Annotated in this window: 22 protein-coding genes; 18 read left to right on the forward strand and 4 right to left on the reverse strand. The window is 67.6% G+C overall.

What is annotated here, in order from left to right; translation table 11 throughout:
• The first annotated feature begins 52 nt into the window (after positions 1-52).
• Positions 53-496 (forward strand): DUF934 domain-containing protein, encoded by a 444-nt coding sequence (locus tag C4N9_RS03780; protein WP_168192110.1) that lies wholly within the window; start codon positions 53-55, stop codon positions 494-496.
• 126 nt (positions 497-622) lie between these two features.
• Positions 623-1,444, forward strand: coding sequence for a ferredoxin--NADP reductase (locus tag C4N9_RS03785; protein ID WP_109531962.1), 822 nt, complete (start codon positions 623-625; stop codon positions 1,442-1,444).
• A gap of 55 nt (positions 1,445-1,499) precedes the next feature.
• Here C4N9_RS03785 and C4N9_RS03790 read toward each other — a convergent pair whose 3' ends face one another.
• The gene (locus C4N9_RS03790) at positions 1,500-1,946 is read right to left on the reverse strand and encodes a GNAT family N-acetyltransferase (RefSeq protein WP_109531963.1); all 447 of its coding nucleotides are present in this window, start codon (positions 1,944-1,946) and stop codon (positions 1,500-1,502) included.
• A 108-nt stretch (positions 1,947-2,054) separates the two neighbouring features.
• Positions 2,055-3,431, reverse strand: a complete 1,377-nt coding sequence (locus C4N9_RS03795; RefSeq protein ID WP_109531964.1) for a hypothetical protein — start codon at positions 3,429-3,431, stop codon at positions 2,055-2,057.
• A 303-nt stretch (positions 3,432-3,734) separates the two neighbouring features.
• Between C4N9_RS03795 and infC the strand changes: the two genes are divergently transcribed.
• Positions 3,735-4,223, forward strand: coding sequence for a translation initiation factor IF-3 (gene infC / locus C4N9_RS03800; protein ID WP_245902446.1), 489 nt, complete (start codon positions 3,735-3,737; stop codon positions 4,221-4,223).
• Between the two features lie 137 nt (positions 4,224-4,360).
• Here infC and C4N9_RS03805 read toward each other — a convergent pair whose 3' ends face one another.
• Positions 4,361-5,413, reverse strand: coding sequence for a hypothetical protein (locus C4N9_RS03805; protein ID WP_109531966.1), 1,053 nt, complete (start codon positions 5,411-5,413; stop codon positions 4,361-4,363).
• Positions 5,414-5,432: 19 nt separating this feature from the next.
• A complete protein-coding gene (locus tag C4N9_RS03810; RefSeq protein ID WP_109531967.1) occupies positions 5,433-6,209 on the reverse strand; it encodes a DsbA family protein in 777 nt (258 codons plus the stop codon).
• A 799-nt stretch (positions 6,210-7,008) separates the two neighbouring features.
• Between C4N9_RS03810 and C4N9_RS22475 the strand changes: the two genes are divergently transcribed.
• The 15 genes from C4N9_RS22475 (at position 7,009) to C4N9_RS03885 (ending at position 21,214) form a co-directional block, all read left to right on the forward strand.
• Entirely contained in the window at positions 7,009-7,719 is a 711-nt protein-coding gene (locus C4N9_RS22475) for an N-acetylmuramoyl-L-alanine amidase family protein (protein ID WP_425440794.1), read from the forward strand.
• A gap of 217 nt (positions 7,720-7,936) precedes the next feature.
• Positions 7,937-10,471, forward strand: a complete 2,535-nt coding sequence (locus tag C4N9_RS03820) for a penicillin-binding protein 1A (RefSeq protein WP_109531968.1) — start codon at positions 7,937-7,939, stop codon at positions 10,469-10,471.
• Between the two features lie 278 nt (positions 10,472-10,749).
• On the forward strand, positions 10,750-11,388 hold the full coding sequence (locus C4N9_RS03825) for a glutathione S-transferase family protein (RefSeq protein WP_109531969.1): 639 nt from the start codon (positions 10,750-10,752) through the stop codon (positions 11,386-11,388).
• Positions 11,381-12,247: a hydroxymethylglutaryl-CoA lyase gene (locus C4N9_RS03830; RefSeq protein ID WP_109531970.1), complete on the forward strand. Its 867-nt coding sequence runs from the start codon at positions 11,381-11,383 to the stop codon at positions 12,245-12,247. Before C4N9_RS03825 ends, C4N9_RS03830 begins: the two co-directional genes overlap by 8 nt.
• On the forward strand, positions 12,244-13,035 hold the full coding sequence (locus C4N9_RS03835; protein ID WP_109531971.1) for a crotonase/enoyl-CoA hydratase family protein: 792 nt from the start codon (positions 12,244-12,246) through the stop codon (positions 13,033-13,035). Before C4N9_RS03830 ends, C4N9_RS03835 begins: the two co-directional genes overlap by 4 nt.
• Positions 13,036-13,389: 354 nt before the next feature.
• A complete protein-coding gene (locus C4N9_RS03840; RefSeq protein WP_109531972.1) occupies positions 13,390-13,755 on the forward strand; it encodes an NADH-quinone oxidoreductase subunit A in 366 nt (121 codons plus the stop codon).
• A complete protein-coding gene (locus C4N9_RS03845) occupies positions 13,746-14,279 on the forward strand; it encodes a NuoB/complex I 20 kDa subunit family protein (RefSeq protein ID WP_210403976.1) in 534 nt (177 codons plus the stop codon). The genes C4N9_RS03840 and C4N9_RS03845 overlap by 10 nt, the downstream gene beginning before the upstream one ends.
• 16 nt (positions 14,280-14,295) lie before the next feature.
• The gene (locus tag C4N9_RS03850; protein WP_245902464.1) at positions 14,296-14,886 is read left to right on the forward strand and encodes an NADH-quinone oxidoreductase subunit C; all 591 of its coding nucleotides are present in this window, start codon (positions 14,296-14,298) and stop codon (positions 14,884-14,886) included.
• Positions 14,883-15,827 carry a sulfotransferase gene (locus C4N9_RS03855; protein WP_109531975.1) on the forward strand — a complete coding sequence of 315 codons (945 nt, stop codon included), beginning with the start codon at positions 14,883-14,885 and terminating at the stop codon, positions 15,825-15,827. The genes C4N9_RS03850 and C4N9_RS03855 overlap by 4 nt, the downstream gene beginning before the upstream one ends.
• A gap of 40 nt (positions 15,828-15,867) precedes the next feature.
• The gene (locus C4N9_RS03860; RefSeq protein ID WP_210403981.1) at positions 15,868-17,088 is read left to right on the forward strand and encodes an NADH-quinone oxidoreductase subunit D; all 1,221 of its coding nucleotides are present in this window, start codon (positions 15,868-15,870) and stop codon (positions 17,086-17,088) included.
• Entirely contained in the window at positions 17,085-17,792 is a 708-nt protein-coding gene (locus C4N9_RS03865) for a hypothetical protein (protein ID WP_109531977.1), read from the forward strand. Before C4N9_RS03860 ends, C4N9_RS03865 begins: the two co-directional genes overlap by 4 nt.
• 91 nt (positions 17,793-17,883) lie before the next feature.
• A complete protein-coding gene (locus C4N9_RS03870; protein WP_109531978.1) occupies positions 17,884-19,074 on the forward strand; it encodes an NADH-quinone oxidoreductase subunit E in 1,191 nt (396 codons plus the stop codon).
• Positions 19,075-19,102: 28 nt separating this feature from the next.
• Positions 19,103-19,327, forward strand: a complete 225-nt coding sequence (locus C4N9_RS03875; RefSeq protein WP_109531979.1) for a DUF5337 domain-containing protein — start codon at positions 19,103-19,105, stop codon at positions 19,325-19,327.
• 3 nt (positions 19,328-19,330) lie between these two features.
• Complete coding sequence (nuoF, locus tag C4N9_RS03880) at positions 19,331-20,626, forward strand: NADH-quinone oxidoreductase subunit NuoF (protein WP_109531980.1); 1,296 nt, start codon at positions 19,331-19,333, stop codon at positions 20,624-20,626.
• Positions 20,627-20,785: 159 nt separating this feature from the next.
• Positions 20,786-21,214 (forward strand): DUF5333 domain-containing protein, encoded by a 429-nt coding sequence (locus C4N9_RS03885; RefSeq protein ID WP_109531981.1) that lies wholly within the window; start codon positions 20,786-20,788, stop codon positions 21,212-21,214.
• Position 21,215 lies beyond the last annotated feature (1 nt).

Below are 21,215 nucleotides of genomic sequence, written 5' to 3' on the forward strand. Positions count from 1 at the left end.
GCGAGCCGCGTCCGGCGCGCAGTCTGGGGAAAACAGGCGGCGGATGGGAACCATGACCATACTCGTGAAGGACGGGGGCTTCATGCCCGAGGACTGGCAGGCGGGCTACGTCCCGCTGGCGGCCCTGTCGAATGCGCCCGGGCAGGCCGGTGTCGACCTGTCCACGCCGCAGCTCGGCCGCGAAGAATGGGCGCGGCTGTGCCGGCTCTTGCCGCAGATCGGGCTGGTGCGCGTGAAGATGCGCCATTTCGGCGATGTCGCGGCGCTGGATCTGGCACAGGCGATCCGGCGCACCGGGTATCGCGGACGGCTGCGCGCGCATGGCGCGGTGCTGGCGCGGATCTATACCATGGCGCGCCGCGCGGGCTTCGACGAGATCGAGCTCGACCCCGAACAGGCGCGGCTTCAACCGGCCGAACACTGGCGCAACGTGCCCGACTGGTCGCCCGCAAGGCGCGGAGGCGGGGCGCCCCGCCGGGATGCGCCGATCCGCTGAGATCGCGTCCCGCTCCGGTGCCGCGACGCAGCACCGCAGGCCCAGAGCGGGGGTTCTCTTTGCCCCGGAATCCCCGTATCACGACGCGCACTTCCTGACCGAACGCCCAGATCGAAAGGCCGTATCATGACCGATGCCGCGACGCCCGGCTCCGCTCCGAAGGTCAAGACCCTGCCCGACGCGCAAACCGTCACGCAGGTCACCCACTGGACCGACACGCTGTTCTCGTTCCGCTGCACGCGCCCGCAGAGCCTGCGCTTCCGTTCGGGCGAATTCGTCATGATCGGCCTGATGGGCGACAACGGAAAGCCGCTGCTGCGCGCCTATTCCATCGCCTCGCCCAGCTGGGACGACGAGCTGGAATTCTACTCGATCAAGGTGCCCGACGGGCCGCTGACCTCGAAACTGCAGCATATCGAGGTGGGGCAGGAAATCATCCTGCGGCCCAAACCCGTCGGCACGCTGGTCCATGACGCGCTTCTGCCCGGCAAGCGCGTCTGGTTCCTGGCCACCGGCACCGGCATCGCGCCCTTCGCCTCGCTCATGCGCGACCCCGAGACCTACGAGAAGTTCGAACAGGTCATCATGATGCATACCTGTCGCACCGTGGCCGAGCTGGAATACGGCCGCAAACTGGTCGAGGATCTGCGCGATGATCCCCTGATCGGCGAGATGGTCGAGGGCAAGCTGCGCTATTACCCGACCACCACGCGCGAAGACTTCCATCATACGGGCCGGATCACCGACAACCTTTCCTCGGGCAAGGTGTTCGCGGATCTCGACCTGCCGCGCATGAACGCGGACGAGGACCGCGCGATGGTTTGCGGCTCGCTGGCTTTCAATCTCGATGTGAAAGAGGTGCTGGAAGGCTTTGGCCTGCGCGAGGGCGCCAACAGCGAACCCAGGGAATACGTGGTGGAGAAAGCTTTCGTCGGCGACGGGGTCTGAACCGGCTCTCTCACCTGTGACGCCCGCGCGCCCCAAGGCCGCGGGCGTTTCGCGTTCAGCGCAGGGGTTTTTCGAAGTAGACGCGGTCGAAGCCGTCCTCGACCCGCCGGTCGATTTCGACATAGCCCAGTCTAGGATAAAGCGTCAGATTCGCCGCCATCTTCGCATTGGTGTAAAGCCGTACCGCGCGCAGCCCTTCCGCCCGCGCCATGTCCTCGCAATAGCCGATCAGCGCCCGGCCGATGCCCTGTCCCGCCGCCTCGGGCAGGACGGCCACGTTTTCCAGCGACATGGCGTGGCCTTGGGGGCGGAACACGATGAAGCCCTGAAAGGCGCCCGCCTTGCTGAGCGCGACATGCACAAGCCCCGCTGCGATCTGCGCCGCGTAATCGGCAAGCATCGGCGCGGGCTTGCGCCCGATCAGCGGAACATAGGGCGCATAGGCCCGCTCGGCGGCATCTCTAATCGCGGCTTCGTCCTGCGCCACGGCCAGACGGATCATCGGGGCTTCCTTCGTGTTCGCGGAGGTGTGCGATACCGGCAATCGCAGCAAAGGAAAACGGGCGGCAGGTCGCCCCGCCGCCCGTTTCGGATTCTGCCGATTGAAGGCTCAGAGGTCGAGCATCTCGCGGACCTGTTCCAGAGCGGCGGGCAGGGCGTCGGGGTCATCCTGTGCGGCTTCCAGCTCGGCGCGCGCTGTGGCCTTGTCCGCGTCGCTCAGGTCCGAGGCATCGACCACCGCGACGGCGGTGTCGAAATCATAGCCCTCCTCGGTGAAGAGCGTGTCGATCTCGGCCTCGGTCGCGGGCACGGCGGGCGTCGCCATCGAGCCGTCGACAACCGCTTCGGTCGCGGTGGCGTCGGACGCATCCATGGTCCCGGCTTCCGGAGCCTCGGTTGCCGGCGCGGCTTCCATCTCGGGCGCCGGGGCGACCGAAGGCGCCATCTCGGCGGTTTCCTCGGTGGCTTCCTCGGTGATCGCCTCGCCCGTCGCTTCGATCGCCTCGCCCGTTTCCTCGACGGCGGCGCCGGTCGCGGCAACGGCATCGCCCGCGGCGTCTTCCGTCGCTTCGGCAGCGTCGCCCACGGTTTCTGCCGTGGCTTCGGCGGCATCCCCGGTCGCCTCGGCGGTGGCTTCCGCCGCCTCCTCCGTCGCTTGCGCGGCGTCCCCGGTCGCTTCGGCGGTGGCCTCTGCCGCGTCTTCTGTCACTTCAGCGGCCCGGCTCGCCGCAGCTTCCGCCGCGTCACCGGTGGCCTGAACGGCATCCTCGGTCGCCTCGGCGGTTTCGCTCGCGGCTTCCTCGGCGGCGCCCGCCGCGTCGTCCAGAGCGTTCTCGGCCCCTTCGACGGCTTCGCTTCCGACCTCCTGCGTGGCATCGACCGCGTCTTCGACCATGGCCTCGGTGCCTTCGACCACCCCTTCGGCGGCGTCCGAGGTCGCCTCGGCCGCATCGCTGGCGATCGTGCCGGCGGCGTCCATGGCGTTCTCGGCGGCGCTTTCGGTCGTGGCAGCCGCGTCATCGAGCGCTTCGCCCGTGGCGTCGGCGGCCTGTTCGGTCGCCTCGCCTGCCGCCTGTGCGGCCTCGGCGGCCTCATCGCCGGCGGCGTCCAGAGCGGCATCGGTGCTCTCGGCGGCGTCTTCGGACATCCGGGCGGCATCCTCGGCAATCTCGCGCGCGGCGTCCGAGGCCGACCCGACCGCCTCGTCGATGGCCTGTCCGGCGCTCTCGGTCAGGCCGTCCACAGCTTCGCCCAGGCTTTGCGCGGTTTCCTCGACCGCCTGCTCGACACTTTCGGCGGCGTTCTCAAGCGGGGTGGGGGTGTCGGGCGCGTCGGGCACCGGCGCCACGGGCGCGGTTTCCCCGATGGGCTCCTGCGGCGCGGGCGCCGGGGTCGGGTCGGGCTGCGGCGCGGGTTGTTCGCGCGCGACCCAGATGCCAAGACCGGCCGCCAGCACGATGGCCGCGATGATCAGGATCTTTTTCATGACTTTGTCCTCAATGCTTTGCCCTGAAAATGTTGCATCCCGGACCGCCAAAGGCAATGGCAGCCCGGCCCCGATCCAAGGGTTTTCCCTTGCCAGGGCCGCGACGGATCCCCGCAACCGTGCGGGCGGCAGCACCGAGGGCCTGCGTGCCGGCGGTCCGCGGCGCAAATGCGGTTCCTTCGCTGCTTTCCCTTGCAACCTTGCGGTGCCGGGACTATTTTTCGCCCGTCAGACAACAGAAGGAATCCGACCATAGCTCGCAGACCCCACAACGCACCGCCCAGCCGCGATACCGGACCCCGCGTGAACGACCGCATTCGCGCACCCGAAGTCCGACTTATCGGGGCAGAAGGCGAAAATATCGGCGTCGTTCCGCCCGCCCGGGCGATGGCACTGGCAGGAGAGGCCGGTCTTGACCTTGTCGAGATTTCGCCCAATGCCACGCCCCCGGTCTGCAAGATCATGGATTTCGGCAAGTTCAAATACGAACAGCAGAAGCGCGAAGCCGAAGCCCGGAAAAAGCAGAAGACGATCGAGATCAAGGAAATCAAGTTCCGTCCGAACACGGATACCCACGATTACGACGTCAAGATGCGTTCGGTGCAGAAGTTCCTGGGCGAGGGTGACAAGGTCAAGGTCACGCTGCGCTTTAAGGGGCGCGAAATGGCGCACCAGCAGCTGGGGATGGAACTTCTCAACCGCGTCGCCGCGGATGTCGAGGAAATCGGCAAGATCGAGAACATGCCCAAGCTTGAAGGCCGCCAGATGGTGATGATGATCGCGCCACGCTGATCCGGCGCGGGACAGCCCGCTGCCGTGGTCGCCGATCCATGGCCTTCAGGCCCGTTATGAAAACGCCGCCCCTCGGGGCGGCGTTTTTCGCATGAAGCCCGTGGAAAACAAGGAACCCGTGGAAACCCCGCGGCCTGTCAGGGCCGGGGTTCGAGCGCGGGCAGACGGCGGCGATAGCGCTCGATCTCGGCCTCGAGCGCGGCGGCGAGGCACGGCGCCCGTTCCTGCAGGCGCGCCAGCATCTCGCCCCGTGCGCGCAGCGTATGCGCCAGCATCATCCGCCGCAGCACGCTGGCGCGACCCCGGGGGCTGGCCAGGAATTCTTCCTGCGAAATCAGCGATTCCGCGGGCGAGGCGATGCGCAACAGCAATTCGTGCCCGCCCACCGCGCGATAGGCGCCGGTCAGGCAGGCGCTGGCATCCGCCGGGCAGACCACCGAACACAGCGCGACCAGAGGCGCGGCGGCGCGGCTTTCGCGTAACCACAGCGCCGTGCCCTCGGGCGCGACCGACAGGCCCATCAGCGCGCGCTGCGGATGGATGTCCGAGACCATCGCGCCCACCCGGTCGCGCGCGTCGCGATCGGCATGGCGCCAGACGAGGAACAGAAGCTCGCGGTCAATGAGCGGCGAGCGCAGCGTCTCGGGGGTCATGTGGCGCAGGCCGGGATGGCCGCGCCCCGCCAGCACCATCGCCGCCGCGCGTGCGGCCAGCGGCTCGCCCTCGCGCTTCAGCGTCTCGGCAGCCTCCATGCCGCCATCCTCGGCCGAATAGGGGCGGCGCAGCGTGTCGAGCGCGCGGACCACCGGATGCTCCCCGGCAAAGGGCAGCCAGTTCAGCCCCGACAGCCCGCCCGGCGCGCGCATCAGCGGATTGCGCTCGGCGGCGGGCAGATGGGCCAGGTAAGGGCCTTGCAGGATCGGCATCGTATCGATCCGCCCCAGAAGCAGACGCGCGGCCCGGTTGCCGTCGGCAGCCAGCTGCGCGAGCGCGGGCAAGGCCGAGGCTTCGTCATCCTGCAGCCAAGCGGCGCGTGCGCGGCGGAAATCGTCGTCGTCCGAGCCGGGGACGGGCCCGGCCAGAGCGGCACCGCCCGCAGCCGGAAGGGTCAGCAGGGCGGCAAGAGCGGCGGCGAGAAGGCGACGGAAAGGCGCCCCCGGGCCGCGCTGGGATCGGCGGGTGATGTTCACGGGCTGTCCGGTCCGCGCGTCAGCCGCGCAGCTCTGCCACACTGGCCTGCATTGCGTCGAGCGGCAGGTAGCCGCGCAGAAGCTCGGTCGCGCCGCCCTCGGCGCCCATCACGAAGGTGGGGGTGCCGGTGATGCGCAGCCGCTCGGCCAAAGCGTGATTCGCCTGCAGGATCCGGGTCACGTCATCGCCGTTCATCGCCGCCATGATCTCGGTCGCATCAAGGCCCAGATCCTCGGCCATGGCGCGCAGATCCTCGGGCGTGACATCGCCCTCCCAGCTCATCAGCGCTTCGTGGATCTCGGCATAGGGTTCGTCGCCGCCCACCTGCTGCACGGCCACGGCAAAGCGGCTCATGATCTCGGATTGCGGGCCGAGGATCGGGAATTCCTTGACGATCAGCCGGATATTGCCGTCGCTTGCGATCAGTTCGCTGACCGCGGGCTGCGCCCGGCGGCAATAGCCGCAGCGGTAATCCATGAACTCGACCAGCGTGATGTCGCCCTCGGGATTGCCGCCGATCCAGGAATGGCCGTCGTCGAAAATGTCGTCGGCGTTGATCTCGACCAGCGCCAGGTCCATCTCGGCCTGCTGCGCTTCCTGCCGGCGTTCGTATTCGCCGACGGCTTCGAAGATGACTTCGGGATGTTCCATCAGATAGGCGCGCACCGCGGCGCCGAATGCCTCGCGCTCCTGTTCGGTCGCCGGTGCCGTCTGTGCCATGGCGGGCAGGGTGCTCAGCGACGTGGTCGCGAGACAGGCGGCGAGGGTTGCGGCGATCGCGGACATGCGGATCATGGGGGCGGGCTCCTGGTCATCTGAAACGCGCGCAGAGTGCGCGGCGCGGCGGCGCGACACAAGACCGGATAGCGACCTGTGTGCAATCTCTGACCCAATCGTGAACCGTTTCGCCGCCCCCCGCAACCCGGGGCTGCGGCACGGGGATTTTCCCGGCGCGACTTTCGCGCTACGACCGGAAGCGAGCAGAAGAATGGCGCGCGCCCTGAAACCGGCGCGGCGTCCCCAAGCAGCGGAGAACGGCATGCCCAGCATCGGAACGCGCATCGGGAGCAGAGGGGTGCTTGGCAGTCTCCTGATCCTGCTGCTGATGCTTTGCAGCGCCCCTCTGCGCGCGCAGAACGCCGATCCGCAGCTTGGCGCGGTGGCGCGGCTGGACGGGGAAATCACGCTCGAATCCGAGCGGCGCGACCTGCTGGTCGGGATCCCGCTGAGCCAGCCGGTGCCGTGGCGCACGAGGCTCCTGGCAGATCCGCCGCGCGCGGTGGTGGATTTCCGCACGCTGGATTGGGGCGATCTGGACCCGGCGACGATCCCGCTGGACGGGCAGGCCACGGCGCTGCGGACCGGCAATGCGGGCAGCGGCTGGTCGCGGCTGGTGATCGAACTTGACCAGCCCATGGGATTCACCCGCGCGGGCCTGACCTCGGACGCCGAAACCGGCGCCGCGCGGCTGGCACTTCGGCTCTCGCCGATCGACGAGGCGGATTTCGCGCGGCAGGCCGCCGCGCTGGCGGCCACCGATAACGGCATTCCCGACAGCGCGCTGCGCGGCGGGGGCGGGCGGGCGCCCCTGGGGATGCGGCCCACTTTGGTGGTGCTGGATCCCGGGCATGGCGGCGTCGATCCCGGGGCGGTTCATGAGGGGACGCAGGAGGCCAACGTCACGCTGACCTTCGCGCGCGAGCTGGCCGAGGCACTCGAACGCACGGGGCGCTACGAGGTCGTGCTGACCCGCGACAGCGACGTGTTCGTCTCGCTCGAGGCGCGGATCACCGTCGCCCATGCCGCGCAGGCCGATGTCTTCCTGTCGCTTCACGCCGACGCCCTTGCCGATGGCGAGGCGGTGGGCGCCACCGTTTACACGCTGGCCGAGGGCGCCGCCGACGCCGCCGCCACCGCGCTGGCCGAACGCCATGACCGCGACGACCTGATGGGGGGCGGGGTGGACCTGACGGGCACCGACGACACCGTCGCGGGGGTGCTGATGGACATGGCGCGGGTGCAGACCCGTCCCGCCACCGACCGGCTGGCGCGCGCGCTTGTGGGCGGCATCCGCGACGCCGATCTGCACATGCACCGCCATCCGTGGCAGCAGGCGGCGTTCTCGGTGCTGAAATCGCCTTCGGTGCCTTCGGTGCTGGTCGAGCTTGGGTTTCTGTCCTCGGACGCGGACCGCGCACGGCTGGGCGACCGGCGCTGGCGCACGCAGATGGAGCGCGCGCTGATTGCCGCGCTGGATACCTGGGTCGCGGGCGAGGTGGCGCTGCAGGACCTGCGGCTGCGCTGACGCCGGAGGTTGGGCGCGGTCCCTCAGCCCGTCGTCGTCCCGTCTTGGTTGCGTCGTGGCCCCGTCGCGGTCGTGCCCCGGTCTCCGGTCCTCGCATGCGCGCTCACGCTTGCGCGATTTCCCGCATCCGCGCGCGCTAGGCTTTTGACCCGCGCGCCGCTTGTGTATAGACGAAGCCCGAACCCCTCGACATCCTGCCTCGACCCGGAGCGCATCCTTGACCCGAGCCATTCTCTCGTTCTTCGGCGGCCTGTTCAGCTTTATCATGCTGGGCACGGTGTTTGCCGCACTGACCGTCGGCGGGGTGATCTGGGTCTACACGCACGATCTGCCCTCGACCGAACAGCTGGCCAATTACGAGCCGCCGATGATCAGCCGAGTTTATTCGGGCGAAGGCGAGATGATGGACGAATTCGCCCGCGAGCGCCGGCTGTTCACGCCGATCGACGATATCCCGCCGCTTCTGCGGCAGGCCTTCATCTCGGCCGAGGACCGCTTTTTCTACGAGCATCAGGGCTTCAACCCGCTGGCGATGATCTCGGCGGCGCGCGATGCGGTCGTCTCTCGCGGGCGCAACCTGCGCGGCGCTTCGACCATCACGCAGCAGGTGATGAAGAACTTCCTGCTGTCTTCGGACCGCACGGTCGAGCGCAAGATCCGCGAGATCATCCTTGCCTTCCGCGTCGAGCAGACGTTGTCCAAGGACGAGATCCTTGAACTCTATCTCAACGAGATCTTCCTGGGCCAGAACTCGTTCGGCGTTACCGCCGCGGCGCAGACCTATTTCAACAAGACGCTCGAAGAGCTGACGGTCGAAGAAATGGCCTTCCTCGCCTCGCTGCCGCAGGCGCCGTCGCAATACCACCCGGTCCGCGCCCGCGACCGCGTGACCGAGCGCCGCAACTGGGTGCTGGGGCAGATGGCCGATAACGGCTACATCACCCGCGAAGAGGCCGAGGCGGCGCGCGCGCGCCCGCTCCTGACCGTGCAGGGCGGTGATATCGACGCGTTCCGCCAGAGCCTGCCCGACCGCGACTATTTCTCGGACGAGATCCGGCGCCAGCTGTCCTCGACCTTCGGGGAAGAGGAATTCTTCACCGGCGGCCTGTCGATCCGCGCCACCGTGCATCCCGAATTGCAGGTGACGGCGGCCCATGCGCTGCAGCGCGCGCTTGAACGCTTCGACCGCAGCCAGGGGCGCTGGCGCGGCACCGGCGTGCGCCTGACCGACGAGCAGCGGGCCTCGGAAGAGGCTTGGCGGCAGGCGCTGGCCGAGACCGACCTCGCGCGCGACATCACGCTCGACAATCTGTGGCGCCCGGCGGTGGTGCTGTCGGTGACGCCCGACCGCGCCGAGCTGGGCATCGAGGGGATCGAGGGCACGGGCCAGGTGGATCGCCCCGATATCAACTGGCTGCCGGGATCGATGGCCGACACGCTGAGCGAAGGCGACGTGGTCTATGTCCGCGCCATCACCTCGGACGAAGATGGCAGCTTCCAGCGCTGGTCGCTGCGCCAGATCCCGGAGGTGCAGGGCGCCTTCATGGCGATGGACGTCAATACCGGCCGCGTGATCGCCATGCAGGGCGGCTTCAGCTATCAGGAAAGCTCGTTCAACCGCGCCACGCAGGCAATGCGCCAGCCGGGGTCCAGCTTCAAACCCTTCGTCTATGCCGCCGCGCTGGATTCGGGCTTCACCCCCGCCACGATCATCATCGACGCACCGATCGAGATCGATACCGGCGACGGGATCTGGCGACCCAACAATGCCGGACACGATTTCCTGGGCCCGGCGCCGATGCGGCTGGGGATCGAGCAATCGCGCAACCTGATGACCGTTCGGCTGGCGCAGGAAGTGGGAATGGAGGTCGTCGCGGGCTATGCCGAACGCTTCGGCGTCTATGACCGGCTGCAGCCCTTCCTTGCCAATTCGCTGGGCGCGCAGGAGACCACGCTGTTCCGCGTCGTGGCGGCTTACGCGATGTTCGCGAATGGCGGCGAGCGGGTCGAGCCCACGCTGGTCGACCGCGTGCAGGACCGCTGGGGCCGTACCGTCTATCGCCATGACGAGCGGCAATGCATCGAATGCACCCAGCCCGACCTGCCGGCCGGGCAGGCGCCGTGGATCGCCTCGCGCCGCCAGCGGGTGATGGATCCGATCACCGCCTATCAGCTGACCTCGATGATGCAGGGCGTGGTCCAGCGCGGCACGGCCTCGGGCGCGGTGCGCCTGCCGGTGCCGATCGCGGGCAAGACCGGCACCACCAACGACGCGCGCGACGTGTGGTTCGTGGGCTTTTCCTCGACCGTTGTGGCGGGCTGCTATATCGGCTTCGACCGCCCGCGTTCGCTGGGGCGCAGCGCCTCGGGCGGCGGCATGTGCGCGCCGGTCTTCCAGGAATTCATGCTGGAGGCGATCGAGGAATTCGGCGGCGGCCGCTTTGCCGTGCCGCCGGGCGGACATTTCATCGCCATCGACCGCCATACCGGCGAGCGCGTGGCCGATGGCAGCGGCGGCGACGTGGTGTCCGAGTACTTCCGCGACGGCGAAGAGCCGGTCTTCGGCATCGACGCGCTGATCGATGGCGGCTTTGCGATGGGCATGTCGCTGCCGGTCTTCGAACCCGATGTGCAGATGATGCTGAACGAGGACGGGATCGAGGTCCCGGTCGACCAGCAAGCCCCGGGCGAGACAATCGAGGTTCCGGCGCAGACCAATTTCGGCACGCTTTCTGCGGGTGGGATCTACTGACATTTCCGCACTGACCGGCAGCCTGGCGGCTCCCGCCCGTCGGGCGCATGATCGCAGATCATGGCCCTCCCGTTGGGCCGGGCCGGGGCGCTGCGCGCCCCGGCGGGCGCCTCGCTCGGTGCGTCGTGACGGGAGGGCAGGTGCCGGGGGCGCTGCCCCCGGACCCCCGGAGTATTTGTGGCAAAGTGAAGTAGCGGGCGACGGAAGGGGCGCTCCGCTGCGTCACGCTTGCGCGCGGCCCCGGCTGCGGTTTCATTGCGGGTCAGGGGAGAGAGACGATGATCACGCTGCACCATGCGCCGCAATCGCGCAGTTTCCGGATCCTGTGGTTCCTGCACGAGACCGGGCTTGCGCATGCGGTGCGCTATCACAGCTTCGGCGGCAAGGGGTTGCGCGATCCCGATTTCCTGAAAATCTCTCCCGCGGGGCGGGTGCCGGTGGTCGAGGTTGACGGACTTACCCTGTTCGAGAGCGGCGCGATCCTGGAATACCTGGCCGAGACCCGCGCGCCGGCGCTGACCCGGACCGCGCATCACGCCGAGCGGGGGGCGTATCTGGAATGGCTGCATTACGGCGAGACGCTGGCGCAGCACCTGGCGCAGCTGACCTTCCATCACATCGTGCTGAGGCCCGCCGATCGCAGCCCGGTGGTACAGAAGCTCGAAGCGCTGCGCCTCCGGCGGGCGCTGGAGGGGCTGGAGGCGGCGCTGTCGGGCGACTGGCTGCTCAAGGATTTCAGCGCCGCCGATATCATGACCGGGGCCTCGGTCGACCTGGCGCGGCGTTTCGTGCCGCTGGAGGGTCTTTCGCGTGTTTCCGCCTGGCATGCCCGGCTGATCGCGCGCCCGGCCTTCCGCGCCGCGCAGGCCGAGGATGGCCCGGCCGAGCTGTATCTGCAGGAGCGTTACCATGACTGACCAGGCGGACCGCGTGGAGCTTTTCGAGGTCGGCCCCCGCGACGGGTTGCAGAACGAGAAGCGGCCGATCCCCACGGGCGAGAAGATCGCGCTCGTCGACCTGCTGTCGCAGGCCGGGTTCCGGCGGATCGAGGTGGCGAGTTTCGTCTCGCCGAAATGGGTGCCGCAGATGGCCGACGGCGCCGAGGTGCTGGCGGGGATCCGCCGCGCGCCGGGCGTGTCCTATGCCGCGCTCACGCCCAACCTGAGGGGCTATGAGGGCGCACGCGCCGCCCGCGCCGACGAGATCGCCATTTTCGCCTCGGCCTCCGAGGGATTCTCGAAGGCCAATCTCAATTGCACCATCGCCGAGTCGATCGCGCGCTTCCTGCCGATCCTCGAGGCGGCGAAGGAACAGGGCCTGCCGGTGCGCGGCTATGTCTCCTGCGTGACCGACTGCCCCTTTGACGGGCCCACGCCGCCCGGCGCCGTGGCGGCGCTGGCCGAGCAGCTGACCGCGCTTGGCTGCTACGAGATCAGCCTCGGCGATACGGTGGGGCGCGCCACGCCAGAGAGCATCGCCGCCATGCTGAAAGCCGTGACCGGGGCGGTTGCGCCCGCGCGGCTGGCCGGGCATTTCCACGATACCGGCGGGCGGGCCTGCGACAATATCGAGACCGCTCTCGGCTTCGGGCTGCGGGTCTTCGATTCAGCCGTGGGCGGCCTTGGCGGGTGTCCCTATGCGCCCGGCGCGCAGGGCAATGTGGCGACCGAGGCGGCGATGGACCGGCTTCAGTCGCTGGGATTTTCCACCGGCCTCGACCGCGCGGTGATCGACCGCGCCGCCGCCTTGGCCCGCACGATGAGAGAGCCGCGATGACCTTTGAAACCCTCGACCTGACACTTGATCCGCGGGGGGTGGCGACGCTCACGCTCAACCGGCCCGACAAGCATAACGCGATGTCGGCCGCGATGATCGAGGAACTCGCCGCCGCGGCGGCACGGCTGGGTGCCGATGACGCCGTGCGGGCGGTGGTGCTGACGGGGGCGGGCAGAAGCTTCTGCGCGGGGGGCGATCTGGGCTGGATGCAGGCGCAGATGAAGGCGAGCGCCGCGGAGCGGGCCGAGGGCGCGCGCGCGCTGGCGTCGATGCTGGGGGCGTGGAACGCGCTGCCCAAGCCGGTCATCGGGCGCATTCAGGGTCCGGCCTATGGCGGCGGGCTGGGGCTCGTGTCGGTCTGCGACGTGGCGATCGGGGTCGAGACGGCGCGCTTTGGCCTGACCGAAACGCGGCTCGGGCTGATCCCGGCGACGATCGGACCCTACGTGCTGGCCCGGATGGGCGAGGCGATGGCGCGGCGTGTCTTCATGTCCGCGCGGCTTTTCGACGCGCCCGAGGCGGTGACGCTGGGGCTCCTGGCCCGGGCCGTGGCGCCGGAGGCGCTCGACGCCGCCATCGAGGCCGAGATCGCGCCCTACCTGTCCTGCGCGCCGGGCGCCGTGGCTTCGGCCAAGGCGCTGACCTTGCGGCTGGGCGGGGCCATCGGCGCGAATGATGTCGAGCATTCCATCGCCCAACTGGTCGCGCGCTGGGAAAGCGCCGAGGCAGAAGAGGGCATCGCCGCCTTCTTCGGACGCCGCAAACCCCGCTGGGCCGCGCCGGACTGAGCGTCGGGTGCGGCCGCGCGCCTCATCTTTACGCCATAAATATCCCGGGGGTGCGGGGGCAGCGCCCCCGCGCGACGCAAGCCACGGGGCAATTCCTCGGGCCCCGATCAATCCCGATCCGCCCCGAGTCGCGCGACGCCGTGCCGCAGCGTGCGCTTTCGCCGCAGAGCAGCGCGTGCCGCGCGGGCAGGCTTGGTGAATCCCGCATCCCGCCGCGTGCCGGGGGCGAAAAGCGTAAAATCAGACCCTTGCAGCGGCCCCCCCTCGGTTGACCCGCGACCGAGGCGGGAGTAAACGGGGCAACGAGCCAACTTGAGCTGCGACCGACCTTGCGGACGCCAAAAGGAGCCACCCTTGGACGACCTTCTCCGAGATTATCTCCCCATCATCATCTTTCTGGGAATCGCCATCGCGCTTGGCCTCGTCCTGATGCTCTCGGCGATGGTCATCGCGGTGCGCAATCCCGACCCGGAAAAGGTCTCGGCCTATGAATGCGGGTTCAACGCCTTCGACGACGCGCGGATGAAATTCGACGTGCGCTTCTACCTGGTGTCGATCCTGTTCATCATCTTCGACCTCGAGATCGCCTTCCTGTTCCCCTGGGCCGTGGCCTTCGGCGACCTGAGCATGACCGCCTTCTGGTCGATGATGGTGTTCCTTGGCGTGCTGACGATCGGCTTCGCCTATGAATGGAAGAAAGGGGCTCTCGAATGGGAGTGATGACCGGAGCCAATACCGCCGGGGCCGACCGCGAACACGCGACGCAGGCGCTCAATGCCGAGCTGCAGGACAAGGGTTTCCTGCTGACCTCGACCGCCGATATCATCAACTGGGCGCGCAACGGTTCGCTGCACTGGATGACCTTCGGCCTGGCCTGCTGCGCGGTCGAGATGATGCATACCTCGATGCCGCGCTACGACCTCGAACGCTTCGGCACCGCACCGCGCGCCAGCCCGCGTCAGTCGGACCTGATGATCGTGGCGGGCACGCTGACCAACAAGATGGCGCCCGCGCTGCGCAAGGTCTACGACCAGATGCCCGAGCCGCGCTACGTCATCTCGATGGGGTCCTGCGCCAATGGCGGCGGGTATTACCATTACAGCTACTCGGTGGTGCGCGGCTGCGACCGGATCGTGCCCGTGGACATTTATGTTCCCGGTTGCCCCCCCACGGCCGAGGCGCTGCTCTACGGCATCCTGCAGCTGCAGCGGAAGATCCGCCGCACCGGCACCCTGATCCGCTGAGGAGAACGCCATGTCCATGACCGAACTGGCCGATTACATCAGCGCCAAGCAGGGCGAGGCCATCGCCGATTGCGAGATCGCGTATGGTGAGCTCAATGTTACCGTGCCGGTTGCCGAACTGCCCGCCTTCGTGCGGTTCCTGAAGACCGACGAGACCTGCAAATTCTCGACGCTGGTGGATATCACCGCCGTCGATTACCCGCAGCGCCGCGCCCGGTTCGACGTGGTCTATCACTTCCTCAGCATGTACCGGAACCAGCGAATCCGCGTGAAGGCCGCCGTGCGCGAGGATGAGATGGTGCCGTCCATCGTGACCGAACACCCCTCGGCCAATTGGTTCGAGCGCGAGGTTTTCGACATGTTCGGGATCCTGTTCTCGGGCCATCCCGATCTGCGCCGCATCCTGACCGATTACGGTTTCCGGGGTCATCCGCTGCGCAAGGATTTCCCGACCACCGGCTATGTCGAGGTCCGCTACGACGAGGCCGCCAAGCGCGTCGTCTACGAACCCGTGAAGCTGGTGCAGGAATACCGCCAGTTCGACTTCATGTCGCCCTGGGAAGGCGCGGATTACATCCTGCCCGGCGACGAAAGGGCCAAGGGATGAGCCAGAGCGCGGCCAGCAACGACGCCCCGACCACCGCCCGCCTGCCGGACGGTGTGTCGCTCTTTCTGTGCATCGGTGCGCAGAAGGCTGGGACGAGCTGGCTGCACGATGTGCTGCGGCATCATTCCATGACCCGCACTGGGCCGATGAAGGAACTGCATTACTTCGATGGCCTCTACGGTCCCTCGCAGATCGGCGACAAGATGCGCCGCCGCCGGCTCGCCACGCTCGACGCCAAGGGCAAGGCGGGCGAGGCCGCGCGCGTGCGCCGTCTGCAACAGGCGGTCGATCAGCATGACCTGACGCATCAGGGTTATGTGGATGTCGTCTCGAAAGGGCTGAAGCCGGGGCAGGTGGCGATCGACACGACGCCGGCTTATGCGTTCCTGCCGGGCGAGGCGTTTCGCGCGATGGCGGGGCTGGGCGATACCCGCTTCCTGTTCATCCTGCGCGAGCCTGTGGCGCGGTTCTGGTCCTCGGTGCGGATGCGCGTCGACGATGCGCGCGGGCCCAAGGCCGGGCCGAAAGCCGCGGATATCGCCGCACGGGATCTCAGTTTCGAAGAGGCCTGCCGCCGCCTGCTCGACACCTGGATCGAGGTTCCGGCGGGTGGGCACTGGCAGCGCAGCGATTACGCCCGCACGCTCGATTGCCTGACCGCCTCGGTCCCGGCCGAGCGGCGCAAGGTGATCTTCTTCGAGACCCTGTTCCAGCGCGATACGGTGGACGGCATCCAGGATTTCCTCGGGCTTCACCGCGAGGAGCTGGACTTGCTCGACGCGCGCAATGTCGGTCAGGACGCGACGATGCGCCCCGATCAGATCGCGCGTCTGACGGAACTTTTGCGCCCGCAATACGACGCCGTGTGCAAGGCGATGGGGGAGGCGGCCGTGCCCGGCAAATGGCACGCGCGCTTTGCTTCCACGCCGGCCTCGGCATGAGGCGGGAAGGCTTAACGATGCGACGGAGGTTGCAGCGATGATGGACGGATCGAAAGGATTCACTGACGCCCAGACAGGCGAGCAGAAAATCCGCAATTTCAACATCAACTTCGGGCCCCAGCACCCGGCGGCCCACGGCGTGCTGCGGCTGGTTCTGGAACTCGACGGCGAGATCGTCGAGCGTTGCGACCCGCATATCGGGCTGCTCCATCGCGGCACCGAGAAGCTGATGGAAAGCCGCACCTATCTGCAGAACCTGCCGTATCTCGACCGGCTGGATTACGTCGCGCCGATGAACCAGGAACACGCCTGGTGCATGGCGATCGAAAAGCTGACCGGTGTCGAGGTGCCGCGCCGCGCCTCGCTGATCCGGGTGCTGTATTCGGAGATCGGCCGGGTGCTGAACCACCTGCTCAATGTCACAACGCAGGCCATGGATGTGGGTGCGCTGACGCCGCCGCTCTGGGGCTTCGAAGAGCGCGAGAAACTGGTCATCTTCTACGAGCGGGCCTGCGGTGCGCGCTTCCATGCCGCCTATTTCCGTCCCGGCGGCGTGCATCAGGACCTGCCGCCTGCGCTGATCGACGATATCGAGGCCTGGGCCGAAGCCTTCCCGCGCGTCCTTGATGATATCGACACGCTGCTGACCGAGAACCGGATCTTCAAGCAGCGCAACGCCGATATCGGCGTCATCACCGAGGAAGAGATCCTGCAATGGGGCTATTCGGGCGTGATGGTGCGCGGATCGGGCCTGGCCTGGGACCTGCGCCGCTCGCAGCCCTATGAATGCTATGATGAATTCGACTTCCGTATCCCGGTGGGCAAGAACGGCGATTGCTACGACCGTTACCTTGTCCGCATGGCGGAGATGCGCGAGTCGACCTCGATCATCCGGCAGGCGATTGCCAAGCTGCGCGCGCCCGACGGGCAGGGCGACATCCTGGCCCGGGGCAAGATCACGCCGCCCAAGCGCGGCGAGATGAAGACCTCGATGGAAGCGTTGATCCATCACTTCAAGCTTTATACCGAAGGCTTCCACGTCCCTGCCGGCGAAGTCTATGCCGCGGTCGAAGCCCCCAAGGGCGAGTTCGGGGTGTATCTGGTCGCCGATGGCACCAACAAACCCTACCGCGCCAAGCTGCGGGCGCCGGGCTTCCTGCATCTTCAATCCATGGACCATGTCGCCTCGGGCCATCTTCTGGCCGATGTCGCGGCGATCATCGGCACCATGGACATCGTGTTCGGCGAGGTGGACCGTTGAGCTTTGTGAAACCGGCTTTCCTCGCGACCGCGCTCTCGCTGGTCGCGGCTGTGCCTGCCGCGGCCTTCACGCCCGAACGGGCAGGGATCTTCGTCGATGCGCTGCGCGGCAACGGTTGCGCGATGCATGCAGACGAGGCCGAAGCGGCGCTCTCGCCGCTCGAGCTTGACCCGGTCGAGGTTCAGGCCTTCGTCGATACGTTCTTTTCGGCGGGGCTTGTCAGCCTGTCCGAGGACAACCAGACCCTGACGCTTGCGCCCGTGCTGTGCGAAGCCGAAGGCGACGCCGCGATGGAGATCATCGTCGAGGCCTTCGCGCGCCAGGAGCCGACGCTGGAACCCTGGGTGCCGGATTTCGACCCCGAACGCGGGGCCGAGCTGATCGCCGCGATCCGCGCGCAGGATTGCGCGCTGACCGACGCCGCCGCGCAGACCGAGCTGCCGCCCCTGGGCTTCACGCCGGTATCGACCCGCGACATCGTTGCGGTGCTGCTGGACGGCGAACTGGCAAGCGTGTCCGAAGACGGTACCGAGCTGCGGCTCTCGGACACTCTGTGCAACGCCGATCCCGCGCAGGACGCGCCGACGCTCGCCGCGCTGATCGCCAGCTGGAACGAGCGTCAGGCGATGCCCGAGATGCCCCCGATGCCCGCCCAGGACGGCGCGGGTGCGGACGGCGCCACCGAAGAGGGGGCCGGCGAATGATCCGTCATCCCCAAGTCTTGCCCGTGTTCGCGCGCGGGTCCCGACCGGCTCTGGCTTTCGTCCAGCGCCGGTGCCAGTCAGGAGCCCTTTGATGCTGCGTCGATTGCATCACGAACAGCCCGCGAGCTTCGAGTTCACGCCCGCCAATCTGGACTGGGCCAAGGGCCAGATCAGCAAGTATCCCGAGGGGCGTCAGGCCTCGGCGGTGATCCCGCTGTTGTGGCGTGGGCAGGAGCAGGAAGGCTGGCTCAGCCGTCCGGCCATCGAGTACGTCGCCGACCTGCTGGGCATGGCGCATATCCGCGTGCTGGAAGTCGCGACCTTCTATTTCATGTTCCAGCTCTCGCCGGTGGGCTCGGTGGCGCATGTTCAGGTTTGCGGCACCACCACCTGCATGATCTGCGGCGCCGAGGACCTGATTTCGGTCTGCCGCGACAAGATCGCGCCCGGCGCGCATCAGCTGTCGTCGGATGGCAAGTTCTCGTGGGAAGAGGTCGAATGCCTCGGCTCCTGCGCCAATGCGCCGATGGTGCAGATCGGCAAGGATTACTACGAGGATCTGACCGCCGAGAAACTGGGCTGGATCCTTGATGAACTGGCCGCCGGTCGCGTGCCGACGCCGGGCCCGCAGAACGGGCGTTTCAGCTCGGAAGCCAAGGGCGGTCCCGTGGTGCTGACCGAAGGCGACCGGGTCGAGGAACACAACGCCTCGGTCGCGGCTGCGCTGCATCTGGGCGACACGATCAAGCGGATCGACGGCACCGAGGTGCCGCTGCTGACGCCATGGCTCGACCGCACCGACAAGCCGGTCTCGAAGCCCAAGGGCAAGCCCGTCTCGTCGCGTCTGGGCGGCGCTCCGAACGAGGTCAAGACGCCGGTCGAAGACACCCGTGACGTGATCCCCGCCGAGAAGGCCGGTCAGAACCCCGCCCAGCCCGAAGCTGCGGCGGCGGCGAATGCGGCGTCCGAAGGCGAGGCCCAAACCGAGACCGAACAGACCCGGCCCGCAACGCTTGACGCCCCGCGCGAGGGTGGGGCGGACGATCTGAAGCGGATCAAGGGGATCGGTCCGAAACTGGAACAGCTCTGCCATTCGATGGGCTTTTACCATTTCGACCAGATCGCCAACTGGACGCCCGAGGAAATCGCCTGGGTCGACAGCAATCTCGAAGGCTTCAAGGGCCGTGTGACCCGCGACGACTGGGTCGCGCAGGCCCGGCAGCTTGCAGCGGGCGAGGACACGGAATTCTCCAAGCGCGTCGACAAGGGCGACGTGTACTGACGCAATGAAACGGGACCGACAGGACGCCATGACCCGCAACACGCAACAAGCTCTGGCCAGACAGGGACGCTTCGCATCGTTCCTGATCGCCGGCACGGGCATTGCATGGCTGCTGGTTCTGGCGCTCGGCGAAGAGCTGGGCTGGTCCCAGCGCACGCTCGCCTTTTTCGATCTGGCCGCGATGGCCAGCTTCGCGATGGCGCTGTGGTTGTTATTCGGGGTCTGGCGCGCGCGCCGGAACAACAAGGAATAGGCGATGCTGAAGGATCAGGACCGGATCTTCACCAATCTCTACGGGATGTACGACCGTTCCCTGAAGGGCGCGATGGCACGCGGCCATTGGGACGGCACGGCCGACCTCATCGCCAAGGGGCGGGACTGGATCATTCAGGAAATGAAGGATTCCGGGCTGCGTGGCCGGGGCGGCGCGGGTTTCCCGACGGGGCTGAAATGGTCCTTCATGCCCAAGGAAAGCGATGGCCGTCCGCATTACCTGGTCATCAACGCCGACGAATCCGAACCCGCGACCTGCAAGGACCGCGAGATCATGCGCCACGATCCGCACACGCTGATCGAAGGCGCGCTGATCGCCTCGTTCGCGATGGGGGCGCATGCGTCCTATATCTACATCCGGGGCGAGTATATCCGCGAGCGCGAAGCGCTGCAGGCCGCGATCGACGAAGCCTATGACAAGGGCATGCTGGGCAAGAATGCCGCCGGCTCGGGCTGGGATTTCGACCTGTACCTCGCGCATGGCGCCGGCGCCTATATCTGCGGCGAGGAAACCGCGCTGATCGAAAGCCTTGAGGGCAAGAAGGGCATGCCGCGCATGAAGCCGCCCTTCCCGGCGGGCGCGGGCCTTTACGGCTGCCCCACGACCGTGAACAACGTCGAATCCATCGCCGTCGTGCCCACCATCCTGCGCCGCGGTGCCAGCTGGTTCGCCAGCTTCGGGCGGCCGAACAATGCGGGCACCAAGCTGATGGGCCTGACGGGCCATGTGAACACGCCCTGCGTGTTCGAAGAGCAGATGTCGCTCACCGTGCGCGAGATCATCGAGAAGCATGGCGGCGGCATCCGGGGCGGCTGGGACAACCTGAAAGCCATCATCCCCGGCGGCGCGTCCTGCCCGATCCTGCCCAAGGAAAAGCTGGAAGACGCGATCTTCGATTTCGACTGGATGCGCGAGAACCAGTCGTCCTTTGGCACCGGTTGCATGATCGTCATGGACAAGTCGGTCGACGTGGTCAAAGCCGTCTGGCGCCTGTCGGCGTTCTTCAAGCATGAAAGCTGTGGCCAGTGCACGCCGTGCCGTGAAGGCACCGGCTGGATGATGCGCGTCATGGACCGCCTGGTGAAGGGCGAGGCCGAGGTCGAGGAAATCGACATGCTGCTGTCGGTGACGAAGCAGGTCGAAGGCCACACGATCTGCGCGCTGGGGGATGCCGCCGCCTGGCCGATCCAGGGTCTGATCCGCCATTTCCGTGACGAGATCGAAGACCGTATCCGTATCCACAAGGGCGGCCGCGTGTCGCTCACCGCCGCCGAGTAACCCGCGATGCATCTGCAACCCGCCCTTGTCCCGCACGATCCGGCCCGCGCCTGCGCGTCGGCGGATCGCTGCCGCAAGCGCGGGTCTGTGAACGCGTCCCGTCGGGCGGTCATGCTAGGGTCCGCGCGCGCCGATTGGCGCGTAACCAAAGGACTTCGCATGAAAACCCTGAAAACCGCCCTTGCGGCCACCGCCCTTGCCCTTGCCACTCCCGCCACCGCGCAGGAGGTCAGCCAGGACGAGGTCAACGCGACCCTCGGGGCCGATCCGCAGCTTTGGGCCGGGCTGTTCCAGCTCGCCATGGCGTGGGACATCGACAACAATTGCGACAGCATCGAGCCGCGCCGGATCGCCGCGACGTCGTATATCTTCGGGCTCTACAATCAGGCCCGCGCTTATGGCTATTCGCGCCGTCAGATCCGCGCCTTCCAGACCGCCGATTCCACCGAGGCGCGCCTGCGTGACGAAGTCGGCGCCTATTACGAGGCCAACGGCGTCGTCGAAGGCAATGCTGAAACCTATTGCGCCCTCGGGCGCGCCGAGATGGCAGCCGGCTCGCCCGCCGGTCAACTCATGAGAACAAGGTAAG

This window comes from Pararhodobacter marinus (assembly GCF_003122215.1).
GTDB lineage: Bacteria > Pseudomonadota > Alphaproteobacteria > Rhodobacterales > Rhodobacteraceae > Pararhodobacter > Pararhodobacter marinus.

What these genes read in the sequence shown, in the direction of transcription:
- C4N9_RS03780 (WP_168192110.1), top strand. Translation starts at nt 53, where the DNA reads ATGACCATACTCGTGAAGGACGGGGGCTTCATGCCCGAGGACTGGCAG.
- C4N9_RS03785 (WP_109531962.1), top strand. Translation starts at nt 623, where the DNA reads ATGACCGATGCCGCGACGCCCGGCTCCGCTCCGAAGGTCAAGACCCTG.
- C4N9_RS03790 (WP_109531963.1), bottom strand. Translation starts at nt 1,946, where the DNA reads ATGATCCGTCTGGCCGTGGCGCAGGACGAAGCCGCGATTAGAGATGCC.
- C4N9_RS03795 (WP_109531964.1), bottom strand. Translation starts at nt 3,431, where the DNA reads ATGAAAAAGATCCTGATCATCGCGGCCATCGTGCTGGCGGCCGGTCTT.
- C4N9_RS03810 (WP_109531967.1), bottom strand. Translation starts at nt 6,209, where the DNA reads ATGATCCGCATGTCCGCGATCGCCGCAACCCTCGCCGCCTGTCTCGCG.
- C4N9_RS22475 (WP_425440794.1), top strand. Translation starts at nt 7,009, where the DNA reads ATGCGGCCCACTTTGGTGGTGCTGGATCCCGGGCATGGCGGCGTCGAT.
- C4N9_RS03825 (WP_109531969.1), top strand. Translation starts at nt 10,750, where the DNA reads ATGATCACGCTGCACCATGCGCCGCAATCGCGCAGTTTCCGGATCCTG.
- C4N9_RS03830 (WP_109531970.1), top strand. Translation starts at nt 11,381, where the DNA reads ATGACTGACCAGGCGGACCGCGTGGAGCTTTTCGAGGTCGGCCCCCGC.
- C4N9_RS03835 (WP_109531971.1), top strand. Translation starts at nt 12,244, where the DNA reads ATGACCTTTGAAACCCTCGACCTGACACTTGATCCGCGGGGGGTGGCG.
- C4N9_RS03845 (WP_210403976.1), top strand. Translation starts at nt 13,746, where the DNA reads ATGGGAGTGATGACCGGAGCCAATACCGCCGGGGCCGACCGCGAACAC.
- C4N9_RS03850 (WP_245902464.1), top strand. Translation starts at nt 14,296, where the DNA reads ATGACCGAACTGGCCGATTACATCAGCGCCAAGCAGGGCGAGGCCATC.
- C4N9_RS03855 (WP_109531975.1), top strand. Translation starts at nt 14,883, where the DNA reads ATGAGCCAGAGCGCGGCCAGCAACGACGCCCCGACCACCGCCCGCCTG.
- C4N9_RS03860 (WP_210403981.1), top strand. Translation starts at nt 15,868, where the DNA reads ATGGACGGATCGAAAGGATTCACTGACGCCCAGACAGGCGAGCAGAAA.
- C4N9_RS03870 (WP_109531978.1), top strand. Translation starts at nt 17,884, where the DNA reads ATGCTGCGTCGATTGCATCACGAACAGCCCGCGAGCTTCGAGTTCACG.
- C4N9_RS03875 (WP_109531979.1), top strand. Translation starts at nt 19,103, where the DNA reads ATGACCCGCAACACGCAACAAGCTCTGGCCAGACAGGGACGCTTCGCA.
- nuoF (WP_109531980.1), top strand. Translation starts at nt 19,331, where the DNA reads ATGCTGAAGGATCAGGACCGGATCTTCACCAATCTCTACGGGATGTAC.
- C4N9_RS03885 (WP_109531981.1), top strand. Translation starts at nt 20,786, where the DNA reads ATGAAAACCCTGAAAACCGCCCTTGCGGCCACCGCCCTTGCCCTTGCC.